Genomic DNA, 20,823 nt, shown 5'->3' with positions numbered 1-20,823 from the left:
CAGCCGCGGAAAAAAAACGGCACGATCTACGGTCATCCCACAAAAAGAGCCTGTCTCCCGGTTCGCCTTACGCGAGCTTTGAGACAGGCTTGTCGTTTATGAGACGTCGTTCAAAGGGATCGTCCGAACTTCCGCGCGCGGCGCGATGCGCGCCAGCAGCGCGGGCAGGAGCGGGCCAAGGGAGCAGGGCCGGCCTCGGCCAGCACGGCCGCGGCGACAGGGTCGTCCGCCGCGCCGTCGAGGGCGCGCAGCGTCAGGGCCGTCTGCAGCGCCGTCAGCGAAGGGTTGTAGGCGCCGCTTTCCAGCAGACAGCCGGCGTAGACCCGGCCGGAAGCCGTGCGCAGCGCCAGGCCGCTGCGCGTGCCCGTGTAGGGGGCGTAGCCGTGCGCGGCCGCGGCCCGCGCCAGCCCGTCCAGGTCGGCCGCTTTCAGAACCGCGGCGCGGGTAAGCAGATTCTCGCCGCCGCGTTCCAGGACGAAAGCGTGCGGCAGATAAGCGCCGAGCGGCCGCGCTTCGCCGTTCAGCACAACGTCCAGCGGCGCTTTCAGCTCCGTCAAAAACTGGCGGCAGTAGCCGCAGGGCGCGGCCGACACGGCCAGCGCGATCAGCCGCGTTTCGCCGTGCGCGCGGGCGGCGATCGCCGCGGCCTGTTCGGCGTGGACGGTGAAGTTCAGCGGCAGCCCCGCGAACTCCTGATTGGCGCCCAGATAGACGCGCCCCGAATTTCCCAGCGCCGACGCGCCGACGCGAAAGCCGCTCAGCGGCGTCCGCGCGGCCCGCGCCGCTTCGTCCAGAAACGCGGCGAGTTCAGCGTACACGCAAGTCCTGCTCCGACTCATATCCAACCGAATGATCGTTTCCCCGCCGTCCCGTTCCATGCGATTCGCTCCTGTCGATGCGCGCCGCCGCGAAATGTTCCACGTGGAACATTTCGCGCTCGACGCCGATGTCTCCTGTGTCGGCGAGATGTCCCCGTTTTCGCCGTTTCATGCCGGGCGTCGTTTTCGCGCCTCAGTGATCGGATTTCAGCCCCGCGCCGCACATGGGGATGACGCTGTCGGGCGTTCTCCCGTACAGTTCGCAGTAGCGGCGGTAGCCGGCGTAGTTGGCGGCCGCCGTGTGCTCGCAGTAAACGCCTTTCGCGGCCAGTTCGCGGCGGCAGGCGAGGATCGCGTCCTCGGGCACGGCGACGATCTTGAAATGGTACTTGCGCACCGACGCGAGGATGGCTTCGCCGCGCATCGGCTGTCCGATGGCGATGCCCTCGGCCAGCGTGGGACGGGGGACGATCCGCGCCAGCCGCTCCTCGCCGCTGCGCCAGGCTTCCAGCAGCGGCGCGCAGTTCTCGCTCTGCATGACGACGACGTTGGGCATTCCCGTGATGATCCCGGCGGCGAGGAACTCTTCCAGCGCTTTGACGACGCCGAGGTAGAGCGTGCCGTTGCCGACAGGCACGAAGATGTTCCGCGGCACGCGCCCCAGCTGCTCGTAAATCTCGTACAGGTAGGTCTTGGTCCCTTCGTAGAAGAAGGGATTGTAGACGTGGTTGGCGTAATACAATCCGCGCTCGCGCACGGCGGCGCGGCACACGTCAGCGCAGTGGTCGCGAGAGCCGGGAACCACGTTGGCGACGGCGCCGTGGGCGCGGATCATGTCGATCTTCTTCGGCGAGGTGCCTTCGGGCACGAAGATCTCGCAGGCGATGCCGGCCCGCGCGCAGTAGGCCGCCACGCTGTTGCCGGCGTTGCCGCTGCTGTCCTGCGCCACCGATTCTACGCCGGCGGCGCGGCAGTGCGACACCAGCACGGCGGCGCCGCGGTCCTTGAACGACAGCGTCGGCATGAAGTAATCCATCTTCAGCGACAGATCGTCGTCGAAGCGCACCACGGGCGTCAGCCCCTCGCCGAGGCTGACGGCTCTCCATGCCTCGCCGAGCGGCGGCATGAAGGCGCGGTAGCGGAAAACGCTCCACTCGTCCCGGTCGACGAGGTCGAGGCTGAACTTCGGCTTTTCGAACTCGAGATCCCACAGCCCGCCGCACTCGCAGCGCGGCTTTCGCGTTGCGGCGTCTTCCTCTTTCCCGCATCTCGAACAGACGTACTTCATGACTTTTATTCCTCCTCGCGCCGGATTTTTCCCGGCGTGGTCTTATTGTACAATATTTTCCCGCCGCCCGCTCGGCCTTTCGTGGTACAATGCCGGCAGAAACGCGGCGCAAAAGCGCCCGCTGCGAAAGGAGCCTGTGAGATGATCTCCGTCGAAATCCCCGCCAAACTGACGAAGGACGAACGCTACCGCCTCATTTCCGCCCGGCTGGCCGCCCTGGCCGCCGCCGAACGCGACCCGCTCGCCAACCTGTGCAACTTCATGGCCTATCTGTACTGGACCGTGGGCGGCGTCAACTGGGTCGGGCTGTATCTCCTGCGCGGCGGCGAGCTCGTGCTCGGCCCCTTCGCGGGCAAGCCCGCCTGCTCGCGCCTCGCGCCCGGCAAGGGCGTGTGCGGCGCCGCCGTCCGCGCCGGCAAAAGTCAGCTCGTCCCCGACGTGCGCGCCTTCCCCGGGCACATCGCCTGCGACGACGCCTCCCGCTCCGAGCTGGTGATCCCGCTGACCGTCGGCGGCCGCCTCTGGGGCGTGCTCGATCTCGACAGCCCCGAACCGGCTCGCTTCGACGAAACGGACCGCGCCGCGCTGGAAAAGATCGCCGCCCAGATCGAAGCGCAGGCCGCGCGCCTGTAAGCCCCAAACGAAAAAGCCGTTCCCGTCTCCGCGCCGCGGCGCAGAGATGGGAACGGCTTTTTATTGCCGGCACTTCTATCGCAAATTGGAAAAGTAATACTATTTCTCGATAGAAAGCATCAGCACAGTTTTCGGGGGACTGCGGGGAAGTTCAGTCGCTCAGAAGGAGCTCGACCGCTGCGCGGTCTGCGCAGCTCGCTTTGCGAATCTCCCTCGCAGCGCCCTTATGTTCGGCCTTTTAATTGAGAAACAGTATTACTCGACGGCGGCGATGACTTCGATCTCCACTTTCAGGCCGGCGTTCAGCGCGCCGACGGGGACGATCGAGCGGGCCGGGTGACGGGCGCCGAAGAACTCGGCGTAGCACTGGTTCACCGCGGCCCAGTCGTCTTCGCCGCCGACGAAGGCGGTGGTCTTCAGCACCTTGTCGCGCGAGGAACCGCACTCTCTGAGGATGAGGTCGACGTTGTTCAGCGCGCGCATGGTTTCATCTTTTATGGATCCGGGTCGGTTCTCGCCCGTTTCCGGATCCTTGGAGAGCTGGCCGGAGATGAAGATCAGTCCGTCGTGGATCAGCGCCAGCGCGTAATGCCCGCGGGGTTTCAGGCCTTTGACCTGCATGATTTCTTTCATCGAACGCACGCTCCTTTTATTTTTTGCCCGAGGCGGGCTTTTTCACCCGGACGGTGAAGGTCGCACCGCCGCGCTTCAGGTCGAGGATGGCCGTCAGGCCGCCGGCGACGCGCTTTTCGATGGTTTCGCGGGCTTTCGCCGCGCCCGTGTCGCCGAACTTGACCAGATTGAGCTCGACGATCACGTCGCCGGGCTTCACGCCCGCAAGATCGGCCGGCGAACCGGGCGCGACCGACGCGACGCGGCCGGCGTCGTCGAATTCCATGCCGCTGGACGGTACGGCGGGGGCATTTTCGCGCGCCCTTTTCTCCTCGGGGGAGACCCAGCGCCGCGTCGAGGCTTCCACTTCTTCGCGCGTCCGGCCGGGCTGGACGCCGCTCACTCCGAAGAATCGTTCGAGCCGCGCCGTCTGGGCGGGGATGTAGTCGTTGCTCAGCTCGGCGTGCCAGCGTTCGCCGTTGGGGCGCTCCATCTCGACGGTGAAGGGCTTGCCGTAGTCGCTCCACTGGTATTTGCGGCCGAAATAATCGAGCGCCACGCTGTCGGCAGGGGTCTTATTGATGACGCGGATGCGGTCGCCTTCGCGGATGCCGGCGTTCCAGGCCGAGCTGCCTTCGAGCACGTCGAGCACGTGCATGCGGCCGTTCCGCTCTTCGAGATCCATGCCCGAGCCCCAGCCGCCGGTGAAGAAGGCCTGGGCGTAGCGGGCGTAGGCGTGGAAATCGCCACAGTCGCGCGATACGGTGCGTTCCCGGCGCCACATGCCGGGGTTGGCGACGAGGTCGGCGCGCATCGTCACGGTCAGGCCGCCGTCGCGGGAGGGACGGAAGCTGAACGTGGCCCGCTCTTCGGCAAAGTCGACGGGCTCGCGTTCCCAGCGGTCGGGAACGAGGGGGTCGCGCGAGGGGACGCGGTATTCCGGCATCAAATGTTCCACGCGGGACGCGGGGATCTCTTTCGCCAGCGCCAGCACGACGTCGTTCTGCTCGATCACGTCCATGCGGGCGGAACCGTCGAACGTCGCCAGGATGAAGCGCTGCATCTGGGCGGCGTCGAAGCCGTAGACCGTGAGCGACTCGGACGCGGCCGCCGGCGCCGCGGCGCTCAGAAAAACGACCGCACAGGCCAGAAACTTTTTCATCAGCATGCCTCCTTGAAAGTCGTTGGGGGAATCTGGAGCTATTTTAAGGCAGAAACGCGGCAAAAGCCACCGCCGTTTGCGCGCTCGTCCCGCGATCTTCGCAATAATTGACAATTCCGGGGGAGGCGCAGTATACTTAACGGTATCGAAAAGTATCCTGCCCACAGAGGCATGACGGAGCGTTCCTGATGATGAACGTCAGCTTTTTTGCAGCCGAATGCTATTACTTTTACTTTTTTGGAGCTTCCAGAAAAGTGATTTTGTGCTGCCAAAAAGCTGATCGGTAAAACGCAGTTTTTTTCGGAGAGTCATAAGGCCGTGCAGAATCGCTGCACGGCCTTGTTTTTTTCCGTCCGCGGAGGACGAGACGGTTTCGACGATTTCCTAAGGAGGAGTTTTCACATGATCGCAGTCTTGAAGAACGGCACCACCCCGGAGCAGCGCGACAGTCTCTGCAAATGGTTCGAGGGCATGGGGCTCTCCTGCCACGTTTCGCAGGGCGAGTTCCACACCATCATCGGCCTCATCGGCGACGTCAGCAAGGTCGACATCGAGATGCTCGAGAGCCTGTCCATCGTCGAGCGCGTCACGCGCATCAGCGATCCGTTCAAAAAAGCGAACCGCAAGTTCCACGAGGAACCGACCGTCGTCGACGTGAGCGGCGTCAAGATCGGCGGCGGCCATTTCCAGATCATCGCCGGCCCCTGCTCGGTGGAAAGCCACGAGCAGATCGTTTCGATCGCCAAAGCCGTCAAGGCGTCGGGCGCGACGATGCTGCGCGGCGGCGCGTTCAAGCCGCGCACGTCGCCTTACGCGTTCCAGGGGCTGCGCGGCGAGGGGATCGGGCTGCTGCTCGAGGCCAAGAAGGAAACGGGGCTGCCGCTGGTCTCGGAGATCATGAACATCAACGATCTCGACCTGTTCGCCGAGGTGGACGTGCTTCAGGTGGGAGCGCGCAACATGCAGAACTTCGATCTGCTCAAGGAACTGGGACGCTGCCGCAAACCGATCCTGCTCAAGCGGGGGCTGGCCAACACGCTCAAGGAACTGCTGATGAGCGCGGAGTACATCATGGCCGGCGGCAACGAGAACGTCATTCTCTGCGAGCGCGGCATCCGCACGTTCGAGACCTACACGCGCAACACGCTCGATCTTTCCGCCGTGCCCGTGCTGCACGAGCTCACCCATCTGCCCGTGATCATCGACCCCAGCCATTCCACGGGCTACTCGCGCTACGTGGCGCCGATGTCCTACGCCGCCGCCGCGGCCGGCGCCGACGGGCTGATCATCGAGGTCCACAACGATCCCGCCCACGCGCTGTGCGACGGCGCCCAGTCGCTGACGCCCGAGCAGTTCGACGCGGCGGCGCGGAAGGTGCGCGCCGTGCGCGAGGCGCTGGCATGAAGACGATCGGCATCGTCGGGCTGGGATTGATCGGCGGTTCGTTCGCGCGCGCCTACAAGGCGGCCGACGAGACGTTTGCCGTCTACGCCGCCGATCGGGATCAGTCCACGCTGCAATTCGCCCGGCTGCTGGGGGCCATCGACGGCGAGCTGGACCGCGAAACGCTGGGGAAATGCGACGGCGTGCTGGTCTGCCTGCACACGGAACTTTCCTGCCAGTGGCTGGAGGCGAACGCGCCCTTCATTCCGGCGGCGGCGCTGGTGATGGACTGCTGCGGCATCAAGCGCCGCATTTGCGAAGCCGGCTTTCGGCTCGCCAGGCGGTACGGTTTCGAGTACGCCGGCGGGCACCCGATGGCGGGCACGCACCGCTGGGGTTTCAAAAACAGCCGCGCCGACATGTTCCGCGGCGCCAGTTTCGTCGTGGTGCCGCGCGTGTACGACGACGTCGCGCTGCTGGAGCGCGTCAGGAGTTTCGTGATGCCGGCGGGGTTCCAACGCCTCGCCGTGACGACGGCGGAGAATCACGACCGGCTGATCGCCTTCACGTCGCAGCTGGCGCACGTGGTCTCGAACGCCTACGTGAAGAGCCCGACGGCGCGCGAGCACCGCGGCTTCTCCGCCGGTTCCTACCGCGACCTGACCCGCGTGGCCTGGCTCAACCCGACGATGTGGACGGATCTGTTCCTCGAAAACCGCGATCATCTGCTCTCCGAGATCGACCAGATTCTCGGCGAATTGCGGCAGTACCGCGACGCCATCGCCGCCGGCGACGAAAAACGGCTCTGGCGGCTGCTCGAGGAGGGACGCCGGAGAAAGGAAGAGGTGGACGGATAAATGAACAGCGTCACAGTTTCCACGCCTTCGAAGAAGTACTACGTGCATACCGGCGCCGATCTGCTCGGCGCCGCCGGCGAGATCGCCGCGCCCCTGCGCGGCGCCGGTCAGGCGCTGATCGTCTCCGACGCCAACGTGGCGCCGCTTTACGCGCGGCGCGTCGCCGACTCGCTGGAACGCGCCGGCTTCCGGCCGACCCTGCACGTCGTTCCCGCCGGCGAGCGGAACAAGAACATGCGTTCGCTCCTCGACCTGCTCAACCGCATGGCCGCGCTGCGCATGATCCGCAGCGACACGCTCTTCGCCCTCGGCGGCGGGGTCGTCGGCGACCTGGGCGGGCTGGCGGCCTCGCTGTATATGCGCGGCATCGGCCTCGTACAACTGCCGACGTCGCTGCTGGCCGCGGTCGACTCATCGGTGGGCGGCAAGACGGCCATCGACCTCGAGACGGGCAAAAACCTGGTCGGCACGTTTTACCAGCCCGATCTGGTGCTCTACGACACGGAAACGCTGGCGACGCTGCCGAAAGAGCAGCTGGCCAACGGCTTCGGCGAGATCGTCAAGACGGGCATGATCCGCGACGCCAAACTTTTCGGCGCGGCGTGCAAGCCCGACCTCGGCGCCGCCGAGATCGCCGGGATCGTGCACCGCTGCGTGGAGATCAAACGCGACGTGGTGCGCCGCGACGAGAAGGAGACGGGGCTGCGCCAGATCCTCAACTTCGGGCACACGTTCGGCCACGCCGTGGAAAAATGCAGCGGCTTTTCGATCCCGCACGGTTTTTGCGTCGCCATCGGCATGATGATCATCACCGCCGCCTGCGCCAAACGCGGCATCTGCGCGCCGGAGACGCTCGTCCAGCTGTCCGGCGCCCTGCGGCGGCGCGGCCTGCCGCAGACGACCCGGTTCGGAGCCGACGAACTTTTCGCGGGCATGCTCGCCGACAAAAAGCGCGCTTCCGACACGGTCACGCTCGTGCTTCCCCGCGGCATCGGCAGCGTGGAGCGGCGCAAGGTCATGCTCGAAGAGGCGCGAGAATTCCTCGAAGACGGGCTCGAAGCCCTGTCCGCGGACGAAACGGAGGGCGTCACGGCATGATCGTCACCATCACGCCCCGCAAACTGAGCGGCGCGATCGCCGCCATCCCTTCGAAGTCGCACGTCCATCGTCTGCTGATCTGCGCCGCGCTGGGCGACCGGCCGGCGAAGCTGCCCTGCCGCGTCGTCTCGCAGGACATCGAGGCCACGGTGCGCTGCCTGAAAGCTCTGGGAGCCGGGATCGCCTTCGACGGCAGCGCCATCGCCGTCACGCCGCTGGACCGGAACGCGGGCGGCGCGGTCGAACTCGACCCGGGGGAAAGCGGCTCCACGTACCGGTTCATGACGCCGCTGGCGGCCGCGCTGGGGCGAAAGGCGCGCTTCACGCTGCACGGCAAACTGCCGTCGCGGCCGATGGACGATCTGTGGAACGAAATGGAGCGGCACGGCGCCGTCATCACCGGCAAGGGAACGGTTCACCCCGTCGTCGAGGGGCGGCTGACGGCGGGCCGGTACCGTCTGCCCGGCACGGTGTCGTCGCAGTTTTTCACGGGACTGCTCTTTGCGCTGCCGCTGCTCGAAGGCAGCAGCCGCGTCCTCATCGCCGACCGGCTGGAATCGGCCGGTTACGTCGACATGACGCTGGCGGCGCTGGCGGCTTTCGGCATCACCGTCGGCCGTTCCGTCGGCGGCTTCTCCGTCTCCGGCGCGCAGCGATACGTCGCCCCCGCCAAGCTGAGAGCCGAAGGCGATTGGTCCAACGCGGCCTTTTGGCTCTGCGCCGGGGCGGCCGGCGCAAAGCTCGCCGTCACGGGGCTGGCGCTGCCGTCGCTGCAGGGCGACAGCGCCGTGGCGGAGTTCCTGCGGCGCATGGGGGCCGAAGTCTCGATCGCCGGCGATTCCATCGCGGCGGCGCCGGCGGAGCTGCGCGAAACATGCATCGACGCGAGCGACACGCCCGATCTGGTGCCCGCGCTGGCCGTCGCCGCGGCGGCGGTCAAAGGGCGCACGGCGATCGCGAACGTCGGGCGGCTGCGGCTCAAAGAGAGCGACCGCGTCGCCTCGGTCTGCGGCGCGCTGAACGCTCTGGGGGACACGCGGTGCCCGACGGCAACTGCATCCTCATCGACGGGTGCGGCTCGCTGCGCGGCGGCATCGTCGACGCGTGCGGCGATCACCGCATCGCCATGCTGGGCGCGGCCGCCTCGGTGCTGTGTTCCGAGACGGTGACGATCACGGGCGCGGAAGCGGTGGACAAGTCCTATCCGGGCTTTTTCGGCGACTTCGCCGCGCTCGGCGGCGTCGTCAGAACGGAGGCATGATCATGAGTTCAAGCTGGGGGGAACGCATCCGCCTCTCCATCTTCGGGCAGTCCCATTCGGCCGCCGTCGGCGCCGTGATCGAGGGGCTGCCGGCCGGGTTCCGCGTGGACATGGAGCGGCTGGACGCCTTCATGAAACGCCGCGCGCCCGGCGGCCCGCTGGCGACGCCGCGCCGCGAGGCCGACCGGATCGAGTTCCTTTCGGGTCTTGCCGGCGGGCGGCTGTGCGGCTCTCCGCTCTGCCTGATCATCCGCAACGCCGACGCGCGGCCCGGCGATTACTCCGAATTTCGGGACGTGCCGCGGCCGGGGCACGCCGACTACACGAGTGCCGTCAAGTACGGCGGCTTTCAGGACGCCTCGGGCGGCGGCCATTTTTCCGGCCGGCTCACGGCGCCGCTGACCGCGGCCGGCGGCGTTTGTCTGCAAATCCTCGAGGCGCGGGGGATCTTCGTCGGCGCGCATCTCAGGAGCGTCGGCGGCGTGGAGGATCGCGCTTTCGACGCCGTGTCCGTCTCCCGGTCCGATTTCGACGCGCGCCTTTTCTCGCCGCTGACGGTGCTCGACGCGGCCGCCGGGGCGCGTATGGCCGCGGCGATCGAGGCCGCCCGCGCCGCGGGGGATTCGCTCGGCGGCGTGGTCGAATGCGCCGCCGTCGGCCTGCCGGCGGGGCTCGGCGAGCCGATGTTCGGCGGGCTCGAAGGCGGGATCGCCTCGCTGCTTTTCGGCATTCCCGCCGTCAAGGGCGTGGAATTCGGCAGCGGTTTCGCGGCCGCGGCCATGAGGGGCAGCGAGCACAACGACCCGTTCGTGTGCGAAGACGGCGCCGTACGCACGGCCACGAACCACGCCGGCGGCATTCTCGGCGGCATCTCCACGGGCATGCCGCTGATCTTCCGCGCCGCCTTCAAGCCGACGCCTTCCATCGCCCGCGCGCAGCGGACCCTCAACCTCAGGACCATGCAGCCCACGGAGCTGAGAGTCAAAGGCCGTCACGATCCCTGCGCGGCCGTGCGCGCCGTCCCCGTCGTCGAAGCGGCCGCCGCCGTCGCCCTCTGCGACGCCCTGCTTCCGGGAAATTACGAACCGCTCAAAGGAGCCGAATGAAAAATGGACATGAAAGATTTTCGCACCCAGATCGACGAGATCGACCGCGGTCTGGTCGACCTGATCACGCGGCGCTTCGCCGTCGTGCGCGACATCGCCGCCTACAAAGCCAAAAACAAGATCCCCATCTACGATCCCGCCCGCGAACGTCAGAAGCTCAACGATCTGGCCGGTTCGGTCGGGGAAGAGATGGCGCCGTCCATGGACGCGCTGTTCTCGCTGATCTTCGACTTGAGTCGTTCCGAGCAGCACCGCATCATCGCCGGCGGTTCGCCGCTCAAGCGGCAGATCTCGCTGGCGCTGGCCAACACGCCGGCGCAGTTTCCCATCCGTTCCGCGGTCGCCTGTCAGGGCGCGGAGGGGGCCAATTCGCAGATGGCCTGCGAGCGCATGTTCCCCTCGGGCAGCATCATGTACTTTCAGTACTTCGAAAACGTCTTTTCCGCCGTCGAGCAGGGGCTGTGCCGCTACGGCGTGCTGCCCATCGAGAACAGCACGGCCGGCTCGGTGAACCGTATCTACGATCTGATGATGGAGCACAGCTGCTACATCGTGCGCAGCTGCCGCGTCAAGATCGACCACTGCCTGCTCGCCAATCCCGGAGTTTCCATCGGCGACATCAAAGAGATCATCTCTCACGAGCAGGCGCTGGCGCAGAGCCAGAGCTTTCTCAAGTCGCTCGGCGTCAAGGCCACGCCCGTCAAGAACACGGCCGTCGCCGCGCAGATGGTGCGCGAGTCGGGGCGCAAGGATCTGGCGGCGCTGTCGTCGCGCGGCTGCGCCGAACTCTATGGCCTGGACTGCCTCAAGGCTTCCGTACAGGACGCGGGCAGCAACTTCACGCGCTTCATCTGCATCGCCAAAGATCTGGAAATTTATCCCGGCGCCAACCGCACCAGCCTGATGATGGTGCTGCCGCACAAGCGCGGCTCGCTGTCGCACGTGCTGTCCCGCTTCAAGGCGCTGGACATCAATCTGCTCAAGCTGGAGAGCCGGCCGCTGGCCAACAGCGATTTCGAATTCATGTTCTATTTCGACCTCGACTCCTCCGTCTATGACGATTCCTTCCTGCGCATCTTCGACGACCTGCAGGGCGCCGTCACCACGCTCAAATATCTGGGCAGCTACTCCGAGGTGGTGTAAATGGGGCGCTTCGGCCTGATCGGACGCGCGCTCGGCCACAGCTTCTCGCCCGCCATCCACGCCCTGATCGGCGATTACGAGTACAAGCTCTATCCCCTGGAGCCGGAAGAGCTGGACGGCTTTCTGCGCGCGAGCGACGGCGACGGCTTCAACGTCACCATTCCCTACAAGATCGACGCGATGAAAAGCTGCCGCGAGCTGTCGGAGCGCGCCCGCGCCGTCGGCTGCGTCAACACGCTGACGCGCCTGCCCGGCGGGGGATGGCGCGGCGACAACACGGACTGGGACGGTTTTCTGCATCTGCTCGGGGAAGACGCGGAACGTCTGCGCGGTCGCCCCGCGCTCGTGCTGGGCAGCGGCGGCGCTTCGCGCACCGTGCGCGCCGTGCTGGCAAGCTGCGGCATCCCCTTCGCCGTGATCTCGCGCTCGGGGAGCGACACCTACGCCACCCTCGAAAGGCACGCCGACGCCGAGCTGATCGTCAACGCGACGCCCGTGGGAATGTACCCGAAAAACGGCGCCTCCCCCGTGGATCTGCGGCTCTTTCCCAGATGCCGGCTCGTGCTCGACGTGATCTACAACCCGCTGCGCACGGCGCTGCTCCTTCAGGCCGAAGAACTCGGCCTCCCCGCGCGCGGCGGCCTGGCGATGCTGGCCGCCCAGGCCGTGCGCGCCGGCGAACTGTTCCTCGGCCGCGGACTGCCCGCGGCGCTGACGGACCGCATCGCCGCAGCCATCGCCCGCCGTACCGGCAACGTCGCGCTCATCGGCATGCCCGGCTGCGGCAAGACCACGACGGCGCAGGTTCTCGGCCGGCTGACGGGGCGCCCCGTGCGCGACCTCGATCGGATCGTCGCCGAACGCGAGGGCTGCCCGATCGCGGAAATTTTCGCCCGCCGCGGCGAAGCCGCCTTCCGCAGGCTCGAGACCGAGGCGCTGGCCGACGTCTCCAAGGAGAGCGGCATCGTCATCGCCACCGGCGGCGGCGTGGTCACGCAGCCGCGCAACCGCCCGCTGCTCCGCCAGAACGGGATCTGCGTCTGGCTCGACCGCCCTGGCGAACTGCCCGTCGACGGAAGGCCCCTGTCGCAGTCCGTCGGCGTGGAAGAACTGCGCCGCCGGCGTCTGCCGCTGTACCGCGCCTGGGCCGACCTGACCGTTTCCGCGTCGTCGGCGCAGGACGCCGCCGCAAAAATCAAGGAGGCTTTGCAGCTATGAAGATCCTCGTCGTCAACGGCCCCAACATGAACATGCTCGGCGTGCGCGAGCCGGAGATCTACGGCCGCGCCACGCTGGCCGACCTGGAGAAAATGATCTGCGCGCACTGCGCCGCCGCCGGCGCGGACGTGGAATTCTTCCAAAGCAACCACGAAGGCGCGATCGTCGACCGCATCCAGGAAGCCTATGGGAAGGTCGACGGCATCGTCATCAATCCCGCCGCCTACACCCATACCAGCGTCGCCATTCCCGACGCGCTGCGCGCCGTGGGCATTCCCGCCGTCGAAGTCCACGTCAGCGACATCCAGTCGCGCGAGGATTTCCGCCGCCATTCCTACACCCGCGCCGCCTGCGTCGCCCAGATCGCCGGGCGCGGCCTGAAAGGCTACCTCGACGCCGTCGACCTGCTGCTGGACCGGGATCGGGAATAGCGGGCGCCGCGACGACGCGGAGATGGCCCGCGCCTGTCGTGGAGATTATCGAGAAAAAATAATACTAATTCTTGATAGAAAGTATTAACATAGTTTTCCGGGTGCTGCGGGGGAGATTCACAAAGCGAGCCGCGCAGACCGCGTAGCGGTCGAGTATGTCCGAGCGACTGAACTCCCCCGCAGCACCCTTGCGTTCGGCCTTTTAATTAAGAAATAGTATAAAACGGAGCCAAGCTCCCACTCAAAGCGAACACGCGAAGAAATTTCGCGAGGCGCTCCCGAGGGGGAGCTTTTTTATCGGCACAAGAAAGAGCCATGGAGAAGAACGTTCCCATGACGCGAGGCGGATTGACAGCGTCCGATTGGAATGGTATAACTCAAAAAGTTAGTCTCAACTAATAAAAATTCGGGCGGAGACTGACTTTTATTTTCAACATCCGAATTAGAGAAATCTAACTTTTAAAGAGAGATCTTCGGGGGCAAAAGAATGATCAAAATCGCGATTTACGGAAAGGGCGGCATCGGCAAATCGACGACGGCGTCCAACCTCTCGGCGGCGCTGAGCCGCCTCGGCCATAAAGTCATGCAGATCGGCTGCGATCCCAAGTCGGACTCCACCAAAACGCTCATGGGGGGCGTGCGGATCCCGACGGTGCTGGACCGCATCCGCGAAAAAGGCGCGACCGGCGTGACGCTGGAAGACATCGTTTTTACGGGCTTCGACGGCATCCTCTGCGTCGAAGCCGGCGGCCCCACGCCCGGCATCGGCTGCGCGGGGCGCGGCATCATCACCGCCTTCGAAAAGCTCGAGGAACTCGGCGCCTACGACGCATACCGGCCCGACGTCGTCTTTTACGACGTGCTCGGCGACGTGGTCTGCGGCGGTTTCGCGATGCCGATCCGCGGCGGCTACGCCGACCGCGTGCTGATCGTCACCTCGGGCGAGATGATGGCGCTCTACGCGGCTTCGAACATCGTGAGCGCCGTGAATAACTTCGGCAAGCGCGGCTACGCCGGCGTCGCCGGGCTGATCCTCAACTCGCGCAACGTGGCGGACGAACAGGCGCTCGTGGAAAAGGCCGCCTCGGAGATGGGGACGCGGGTGCTCTACACGGTGCCTCGCGACGGGGCCGTGCAGGCCGCCGAAGCGCAGGGCAAAACCGTCGTCGAAGCGCTGCCCGATTCGGCCATGGCGTCTCGCTACCGCGAGTTGGCGCAAAAAGTCATGGAGGTCTGCTCATGAGCTGCGGCGGCTGCGCTTCCTGCGGCAGCCCGTTTCGCGGCACGCTGACGTACACGTCGCCGGCTCACGGCAGCTGGGGCGTGGCGCGCATGGGGCAGCTGCTGCCCGAGAGCTATCAGCTTTTCGCCGGCCCGGCCGCCTGCGGCCGCCACGGCGCGCTGAGCGCCTGTCTGCAGGGGCGCAAGGACACCATCTCCTATCTCTATCTGAGCGAGGACGACATCGTCTCCGGCGGCTACGAACAGGCCATCGTCGACGGCGCGGAAGAGCTGCTGGCTTGGCTGGAAAAGCGCGGCCGCACGCCGCGGGTGATGATGATCTTCGTCACCTGCCTCGACGACCTGCTCGGCACCGACCACGAGGCGCTAGCGGCGGAACTGCACGCGCGCCATCCCGAAGTGCGCTTCATCGACTGCCACATGAACCCCATCACCACCGACACCAAGGTGCCGCCGGCCGTGAACATCCGCGACAAGATCTATTCCACGCTCGACGTGGCCGAGCGGAAAGACGGCGGCGTCAACCTGATCGGCAGCCTCGTGCCGCTGCTGAAGGACGGCGAGTATTACGATCTGCTGGCGCGCATGGGCGCGGTTCCCGCGCGGCAGATCACCGACTTTTCGACGTTCGGTGAGTTCCAGCAGATGGCGCGCAGCCGCCTGAACGTGGTTCTGGCGCCGCCGGGCGTTTACGCGGCGGAGCGGATGGAAAAGAAGCACGGCACGCCCTGGCTGCGGGCGCTGGTCAGCTACGACCCGCGCGAGGTGACGAAAACGTATCGCGCTCTGGCGGCGGCGCTCGGCGCGGATTGTCCCGACCTTTCGGGTTACGAGGCGGCGTGCGAAGAGGATTTCGCGCGCACGCGCGAAGTTCTGGCCGGACAGCCCGTCGTCCTCGACGGCGACGCCGTGACGCGGCCGTTCGATCTCGCCAGGGCGCTGCTGGAACGCGGCTTCTGCGTGAAGCGCCTGATCGTGCAGGACGTCGTCGGCCCCGACGCGGAAAATTACCGCTGGCTGCGCGAACGCTGCGCCGCAGTCGAGATCATGCAGCCGCAGGATCCGCAGCGCGCGCTTTTCCGCGACCGCCTGCCCGGAAGCCTCTGCATCGGCTACAACAGCGGCTACATCACCGGCTCGCGGCACGTGGCCCCCGCCGACGCGCAGCAGGGGCACTGGGGCTACCGCGGCATCGCGGCGATGCTGGAGATGATCCGCGCCGCGGCCGCCGCGGAGAGCGACCTGAAAGACATGGTGAAGAAAGCGGGGCTGGTGCTGTGAGCAAACTGTGGATCACGCTGCCGGCCTACGCCGGCGATTATTCGGGCGTCTGCTCCGCCATGTACGAGCTGGGCGGCCTCGCCGTCATTCACGACGCCTCGGGCTGCACGGGCAACTACACGGGCTACGACGAGCCGCGCTGGTACGACGCGCCGGCGCGGACGTTCTGTTCGGGACTGCGCGAGATCGACGCCGTGCTGGGCGACGACGACAAGCTCGTCGACCGCGTCATCGCGGCCTGCGAGGAACTCCGTCCCACGATGGTCGCCGTGATCGGCAGCCCCGTGCCGATGGTGATCGGCACGGACTTCAAGGGCATCGCCGCGGAGCTGGAAAACCACACCGGCCTGCCCTGTTTCGGTTTCCCGACCAACGGCATCGTCCGCTACGGCGCGGGCGTCGGCGCCGCGCAGACCGCGCTGATCGAGCGCTTCGCGAAGGAAACGAAAGAGAAGATCCCCCGCAGCGTCAACATCCTCGGCATGACGCCGCTGGACTTTGCCGACAACGGCAACGCCGCCGAACTGGCCGCGTTCCTCGAAGGGCATGGGCTGAAAGTGAACGGCCGCCTGATGATGGGCGTTTCGCTCGAACAAATCGAACGCCTCGGCGAAGCCGCGCTCAACCTCGCCGTCACGCAGTCGGGGATGGACGCGGCGGAACTGCTGCGCCGCCGTTACGGCGCCCCGTGGGTCGCGGCGCTGCCGCTGTGCGGCGGCGAGACGGCGCTGGAACTGATCGAACGGACGCTGGCCGACGGCCAATGCCGCGCGCAAAACGCGCCCAGCCGCGACGGCGGCGTGCTGATCGTCGGCGAACAGGCGTGCGCCGCCGCGCTGCGCGCGGAGCTCCTCGCCCGTTCGCCCGGCCTGCCCGTGACGGTCGGCACGATGCTGGGGCTGGACCGCCGCCTCGCTTCGCCCGGCGATCTGGACGTCGCCGACGAAACGGCGCTGCGCGGGCTGGTCGAGTCGGGGCGCTTCCGCACGATCGTCGGCGATCCGCTGTTCGCCGGGCTGATCCCGCCGGACAGCGGCGTCGAACTCGTCGGACTGCCTCATCCGGCGCTGTCGAGCAAACTCTATTGGGATCACGCGCCCCATTGGCTGGGCGCCGAAATGGACCGCCTCGTCGAGGCGATTCTATCGAAGAGTAAAGGAGCGTAAAAGACATGAAACGATTTTTCGCGAGTTTTCTGGCCGCGGCGCTTTGCAGCGCGGCTCTGGCGGGCGCGGCTGCGGCTGCGGCCGCGGAGCGGGAGACAATCACGCTGGTGGACGACCGCGGCGTCGAAGTGACGTTCCCGAAAAATCCCCAGCGCATCGTGATCTCCTCGATCCTGCCGCTGACCAGCGTCTACTGCCTGTACCGCGGCGGCGTGCAGAATCTCGTGGGCATCCCCGCGGCGGCCATGAGCGCGGCGCGCCATTCCTATCTGGCCAAGGTCTACCCCGACATCCTCACGCTGGAATGCGATTTCGCCAAAGGCGGCAAGGTGAACGTCGAAGAAGTGATGAAGCTGCATCCCGACGTGGTCTTCTACCGCGCCAACGAGGTCGCCGAGGGCGACATGTACCGCAAGGCCGGGCTGCCCGCGGTGGCGTTCAGCACCAGCAAGCACGGCGTCGACACCATCGCCACGTTCGCCGGCTGGATCGAGCGGCTCGACCAGATCTTCGGCGGCGGCGGACAGACCAACGGCATCGCCGAATACGGCCGCGAGACGCTGGAAAAACTGCGCGTCCGCACCGCGTCGCTCAAGCCCGAACAGCGTCCGCGCGCGATCGTTTTCTCCGGGTTCCGCGACGGCCAGCTGGCGGCGGCCGGCGGCACGATCTTCGCCGAGTTCTACATCAACGAGGGCGGCGGCGTCAACGTCGCTTCGGCGCTGAACGGCTCGAAGACGGTCAACCTCGAACAGGTCTACGCCTGGGATCCCGAGGTGATCTTCATCAATAACTTCTGCCCCTACGTGCCCGAGGACTTCTACGCCAACGCCATCAAGGGCTACGACTGGAGCAGCGTTTCCGCCGTCAAGAACAGGCGCGTCTACAAGTTCCCGCTGGGCATGTACCGCTGGTACCCGCCCGCGGGCGACGCGCCGCTCAGCCTGCTGTGGGCGGCCAAATGCCTGCAGCCGGAACTGTTCGGCGACGTGGACATGGCGCAGGCGATGAAGGACTATTACCGCCGCTTCTACGGCTACGATCTGAGCGACGGAGACGTGGAATACATCTGCGCCCCGCCGCGCGAAGCGGCCGTCTATTAGGCGTTTTCGCGGCGCGGCCGCGTAAATTCGATTTCGTTCATATCAAAGGAGAATCGCGATGAAGCGGACAAATTTTCTTTCGTTCCTGCTGATCGGAGCGCTTTTTTTCGCCGCTCCCGGCTGGGGAAAAAGCGGGGAGACGGTGACTTTTGTCGACGATACGGGGGCCGAGGCGACGGTTCCGAAAAATCCCGAGCGCGTGGTGATCTCTTCGATCATGCCGCTGACCAGCATTTACTGCCTCTACCGCGGCGGCGCGCAGGGGCTCGTTGGCATCCCCGCGGCGGCCATGAGCGCGGCGGAACATTCCTACCTGGCGAAGATGTATCCCGACATCCTCAAGCTGAAGTGCGACTTCGCCACAGGCGGCAAGATCAACGTCGAGGAGATCATCAAGATGGCCCCCGACGTGGTGTTCTACCGCGCCAGCGAGAAGGCCGAGGGCGAGATGTACCGGCGCGCCGGCATCCCCGCCGTGGGCTTCAAACCCGGCAAGTACGGCGGCGATCCCGTGGGCACGTTCGCCGACTGGGCGGACTATCTTGGCAAGATCTTCGGCTCCGGCGACAAGACCGACGGCGTGGCGGACTTCGGCCGCGAGACGCTGAAGATGATCCAGGAACGCACAGCGAACACAGCCGAAAAACCGCGCGCGCTGATGTTCGCCGGATTCAGCGGCGGCCAGCTGGTGGTCGCCGGTTCAGGCGATTACGCTTCCTTCTACCTCAAACACGCCGGCGGCGTCAACGCGGCCGCGGAACTGAAAGGCTGGAAGACGGTCAACCTCGAGCAGATCTACAGCTGGGATCCCGAGGTGATCTTCATCAACAACTTCTGCCCCTACGTGCCCGAGGACTTCTACGACAACGCCATCGAGGGCTACGACTGGAGCAACGTCGCCGCCGTCAAAAACAGGCGCGTCCACAAGTTCCCGCTCGGCGTCTACCGCTGGTACCCGCCCTCCGGCGACACGCCGCTGAGCCTGGTCTGGGTGGCGCAGCGCGTGCATCCCGAGCTGTTCGGCGACGTCGACCTGGACGCGATGATGAAGGATTACTACCGCCGCTTTTACGGTTACGAGCTGACCGGCGAGGATCTGAAAGCCATTTATAACCCGCCCCGCGAGGCCGCGATCTTCTGATGGCCGGTCAATCACGTCGCTTCGGCGCGCTGCTGCTCTGGGCCGTTCCCGTGCTGGCGGCGCTGCTCTGCCTCGGCTTCGGCCGTTACGCGCTGAGCACGAGCGACACGCTGCGCGTGCTGCTGTCGCCGCTGACCGGAGCGGAGATCGCGCCCATGGAGCGGTCGGTCGTCTTCGGCGTACGCCTGCCCCGCGTGCTCACGGCGCTGTGCTGCGGCGCGGCGCTGGCGCTCTCGGGAGCGGCCTTTCAAAGCCTGTTCAACAATCCGCTGGCGACGCCCGACACGCTGGGCGTTTCCAGCGGCGCTTCGTGCGGCGCCGTCGCGGCGCTGATGTTCCGGCTCGACATGGTCTCCGTGCAGCTTTTCGCGCTCTGTTTCGGCCTCGGCGCCGTGGCGCTGACGTGGACCATCTCCAAGGTGCGCGGCAAGAACTCGATCATCATGATCGTGCTGTCGGGCCTGGTCATCGGCGCGCTGTTCGAGGCGGCCGTGTCGCTGCTCAAGTACGTGGCCGACCCGGAAGAAGTGCTGCCGACGATCACCTACTGGCTGATGGGCAGCCTTTCGGCCGCCAATTACTCGACGCTGCTGGTCGGCCTGCCGATGATCGCCGCGGGCGCGCTCACGATCTACCTGCTGCGCTGGCGGCTCAACATCCTCGCCCTCAGCGAGGACGAGGCCCGCTCCATGGGCGTCAACCTGCGCGCCATGCGCCTGGCGGTGATTCTGGCGGCCACGGCGATGACGGCGTCCTGCGTATCGATGTGCGGCAAGATCGGCTGGATCGGCCTGCTGATCCCCCACATCGCGCGCATGCTCCGCGGCGGCAACAACCAGCGCATCGTCCCCGCCTGCGTCTCGCTCGGCGCGGTCTTCACGCTCGTCATCGACACCTGCTCGCGCAGCCTCACCGCCGCCGAGATCCCCGTGTCGATCCTCACAGCGCTCGTGGGCGCGCCGGTGTTCATCTCGCTGCTGCGCAGGACGAGGGGGACGGCGCAATGATCTTTTCCGTCGAAAAAGGCTGCTTCGATTACGGCGGGCGCGCGATCCTGCGCGACCTGTCCTTCTCCGTGCGCCCCGGCGAGATCCTGGCGATCCTCGGCCCCAACGGCGTCGGCAAGACCACGCTGCTGCGCTGCATGATGGGATTTCTGCCGTGGAAGAGCGGGCGCACCGTCATCGACGGCCGACCGCTGGCGGACTATGCGGCGCGCGAGCTGTGGAGCCGCGTTTCCTACGTGCCGCAGGCCAAGGGAAGCCTGTTCCCCTACACCGCCCGCGAGATGGTGCTGCTGGGGCGCAGCGCCCATCTCGGCGTGACGCGCCAGCCGGGACCGAAGGACGAGGCGATCGCCACGGCAGCCATGGAAGAAGCGGGCATCGTCAAACTGGCGGACAAGCGCTGCGACCGCATGAGCGGCGGCGAGCTGCAGCTCGTGCTCACCGCCCGCGCCCTGGCGGCGCAGCCGCGGCTGCTGGTCATGGACGAGCCGGAATCCAACCTCGACTTCCGCAACCAGCTGGTGATCCTCGACATCATCCGCCATCTGGCGCACGAACACGGCATGTCGGTGATCGTCAACACGCATTTTCCCGCGCACGCCCTCAAGCTGTCGGACAAGGCGCTGCTGCTCGGGCGCGGCGAGACGGATCTGTACGGCGCGGCGCCGGACGTCATCACCGAAGACAACATGCGCCGCGCCTTCGGCGTGAACGTCTCGATCCACGATTTCCAGCGCGGCGGCGTCACCTACAACACCGTCGTGCCGCTGTCCATCGCCGCGCAGGCGTGAGGGCAAAGAGCGGCGGAAAATCGAAATCAACCAAGCGCCCGGATTTTCGAGCCCGGTGTGCCGTTCGGGAACGGCACACTGG

21 protein-coding genes and 1 pseudogene are annotated in these 20,823 nt (G+C 66.4%); 17 read left to right on the top strand and 5 right to left on the bottom strand.

From position 1 onward, the window contains the following. Positions 1 to 110: 110 nt before the first annotated feature. From cdd to RAH42_RS01450, 3 genes are read right to left on the bottom strand one after another with little or no spacing between them, the layout of a single operon-like run. The gene (gene cdd, locus RAH42_RS01460) at positions 111 to 818 is read right to left on the bottom strand and encodes a cytidine deaminase (RefSeq protein ID WP_317539788.1); all 708 of its coding nucleotides are present in this window, start codon (positions 816 to 818) and stop codon (positions 111 to 113) included. Further along, on the bottom strand, positions 808 to 990 hold the full coding sequence (locus RAH42_RS01455; protein ID WP_158606357.1) for a hypothetical protein: 183 nt from the start codon (positions 988 to 990) through the stop codon (positions 808 to 810). The genes cdd and RAH42_RS01455 overlap by 11 nt, the downstream gene beginning before the upstream one ends. Positions 991 to 1,011: 21 nt before the next feature. Next, positions 1,012 to 2,106 carry a threonine synthase gene (locus RAH42_RS01450; protein ID WP_078015472.1) on the bottom strand — a complete coding sequence of 365 codons (1,095 nt, stop codon included), beginning with the start codon at positions 2,104 to 2,106 and terminating at the stop codon, positions 1,012 to 1,014. Between the two features lie 141 nt (positions 2,107 to 2,247). Between RAH42_RS01450 and RAH42_RS01445 the strand changes: the two genes are divergently transcribed. Continuing rightward, a complete protein-coding gene (locus RAH42_RS01445; RefSeq protein WP_078015471.1) occupies positions 2,248 to 2,739 on the top strand; it encodes a GAF domain-containing protein in 492 nt (163 codons plus the stop codon). Positions 2,740 to 2,994: 255 nt separating this feature from the next. Here the strand turns inward: RAH42_RS01445 and RAH42_RS01440 are convergent, their stop codons facing one another. Then, on the bottom strand, positions 2,995 to 3,372 hold the full coding sequence (locus RAH42_RS01440; RefSeq protein WP_120372689.1) for a RidA family protein: 378 nt from the start codon (positions 3,370 to 3,372) through the stop codon (positions 2,995 to 2,997). A 16-nt stretch (positions 3,373 to 3,388) separates the two neighbouring features. Further along, positions 3,389 to 4,513: a PDZ domain-containing protein gene (locus RAH42_RS01435; RefSeq protein ID WP_078015469.1), complete on the bottom strand. Its 1,125-nt coding sequence runs from the start codon at positions 4,511 to 4,513 to the stop codon at positions 3,389 to 3,391. Between the two features lie 402 nt (positions 4,514 to 4,915). Between RAH42_RS01435 and aroF the strand changes: the two genes are divergently transcribed. The 16 genes and pseudogenes from aroF (at position 4,916) to RAH42_RS01355 (ending at position 20,741) form a co-directional block, all read left to right on the top strand. Next, positions 4,916 to 5,917: a 3-deoxy-7-phosphoheptulonate synthase gene (gene aroF, locus RAH42_RS01430; RefSeq protein ID WP_296428904.1), complete on the top strand. Its 1,002-nt coding sequence runs from the start codon at positions 4,916 to 4,918 to the stop codon at positions 5,915 to 5,917. Then, positions 5,914 to 6,753, top strand: a complete 840-nt coding sequence (locus RAH42_RS01425; protein ID WP_078015467.1) for a prephenate dehydrogenase — start codon at positions 5,914 to 5,916, stop codon at positions 6,751 to 6,753. Before aroF ends, RAH42_RS01425 begins: the two co-directional genes overlap by 4 nt. Next, positions 6,754 to 7,851, top strand: a complete 1,098-nt coding sequence (gene aroB, locus RAH42_RS01420; protein WP_296428903.1) for a 3-dehydroquinate synthase — start codon at positions 6,754 to 6,756, stop codon at positions 7,849 to 7,851. Further along, a pseudogene (locus RAH42_RS01415) lies at positions 7,848 to 8,873 on the top strand (hypothetical protein); the annotation flags it as partial. The gene aroB and the pseudogene RAH42_RS01415, both read left to right, overlap by 4 nt. A 17-nt stretch (positions 8,874 to 8,890) precedes the next feature. After that, positions 8,891 to 9,112 carry a hypothetical protein gene (locus RAH42_RS01410; RefSeq protein WP_317539787.1) on the top strand — a complete coding sequence of 74 codons (222 nt, stop codon included), beginning with the start codon at positions 8,891 to 8,893 and terminating at the stop codon, positions 9,110 to 9,112. Between the two features lie 2 nt (positions 9,113 to 9,114). Then, positions 9,115 to 10,218 carry a chorismate synthase gene (gene aroC, locus RAH42_RS01405; RefSeq protein ID WP_078015464.1) on the top strand — a complete coding sequence of 368 codons (1,104 nt, stop codon included), beginning with the start codon at positions 9,115 to 9,117 and terminating at the stop codon, positions 10,216 to 10,218. A gap of 9 nt (positions 10,219 to 10,227) precedes the next feature. Further along, the gene (locus RAH42_RS01400; protein WP_317539786.1) at positions 10,228 to 11,361 is read left to right on the top strand and encodes a prephenate dehydratase domain-containing protein; all 1,134 of its coding nucleotides are present in this window, start codon (positions 10,228 to 10,230) and stop codon (positions 11,359 to 11,361) included. Beyond that, positions 11,362 to 12,579, top strand: a complete 1,218-nt coding sequence (locus RAH42_RS01395) for a shikimate kinase (protein WP_317539785.1) — start codon at positions 11,362 to 11,364, stop codon at positions 12,577 to 12,579. Next, a complete protein-coding gene (gene aroQ, locus RAH42_RS01390; RefSeq protein WP_078015461.1) occupies positions 12,576 to 13,010 on the top strand; it encodes a type II 3-dehydroquinate dehydratase in 435 nt (144 codons plus the stop codon). The genes RAH42_RS01395 and aroQ overlap by 4 nt, the downstream gene beginning before the upstream one ends. Before the next feature lie 487 nt (positions 13,011 to 13,497). Beyond that, positions 13,498 to 14,253, top strand: a complete 756-nt coding sequence (locus tag RAH42_RS01385) for a nitrogenase iron protein NifH (protein WP_078015460.1) — start codon at positions 13,498 to 13,500, stop codon at positions 14,251 to 14,253. Beyond that, the gene (locus RAH42_RS01380; RefSeq protein ID WP_078015459.1) at positions 14,250 to 15,533 is read left to right on the top strand and encodes a nitrogenase component 1; all 1,284 of its coding nucleotides are present in this window, start codon (positions 14,250 to 14,252) and stop codon (positions 15,531 to 15,533) included. Before RAH42_RS01385 ends, RAH42_RS01380 begins: the two co-directional genes overlap by 4 nt. Continuing rightward, positions 15,530 to 16,699 (top strand): nitrogenase component 1, encoded by a 1,170-nt coding sequence (locus tag RAH42_RS01375; protein WP_078015458.1) that lies wholly within the window; start codon positions 15,530 to 15,532, stop codon positions 16,697 to 16,699. Before RAH42_RS01380 ends, RAH42_RS01375 begins: the two co-directional genes overlap by 4 nt. Positions 16,700 to 16,704: 5 nt before the next feature. After that, positions 16,705 to 17,802 carry an ABC transporter substrate-binding protein gene (locus RAH42_RS01370; protein ID WP_078015457.1) on the top strand — a complete coding sequence of 366 codons (1,098 nt, stop codon included), beginning with the start codon at positions 16,705 to 16,707 and terminating at the stop codon, positions 17,800 to 17,802. Positions 17,803 to 17,860: 58 nt separating this feature from the next. Next, the gene (locus RAH42_RS01365) at positions 17,861 to 18,943 is read left to right on the top strand and encodes an ABC transporter substrate-binding protein (RefSeq protein WP_078015456.1); all 1,083 of its coding nucleotides are present in this window, start codon (positions 17,861 to 17,863) and stop codon (positions 18,941 to 18,943) included. After that, the gene (locus tag RAH42_RS01360) at positions 18,943 to 19,950 is read left to right on the top strand and encodes an iron ABC transporter permease (RefSeq protein WP_078015455.1); all 1,008 of its coding nucleotides are present in this window, start codon (positions 18,943 to 18,945) and stop codon (positions 19,948 to 19,950) included. The genes RAH42_RS01365 and RAH42_RS01360 overlap by 1 nt, the downstream gene beginning before the upstream one ends. Continuing rightward, positions 19,947 to 20,741 carry an ABC transporter ATP-binding protein gene (locus RAH42_RS01355; protein ID WP_078015454.1) on the top strand — a complete coding sequence of 265 codons (795 nt, stop codon included), beginning with the start codon at positions 19,947 to 19,949 and terminating at the stop codon, positions 20,739 to 20,741. Before RAH42_RS01360 ends, RAH42_RS01355 begins: the two co-directional genes overlap by 4 nt. Positions 20,742 to 20,823: the final 82 nt, after the last annotated feature.

This window comes from Pyramidobacter sp. YE332 (genome assembly GCF_033060595.1).
Lineage (GTDB): Bacteria > Synergistota > Synergistia > Synergistales > Dethiosulfovibrionaceae > Pyramidobacter.
The sequence above is the reverse complement of the archived record's forward strand: the minus strand, read 5'-3'. Positions and strand labels throughout refer to the sequence as shown.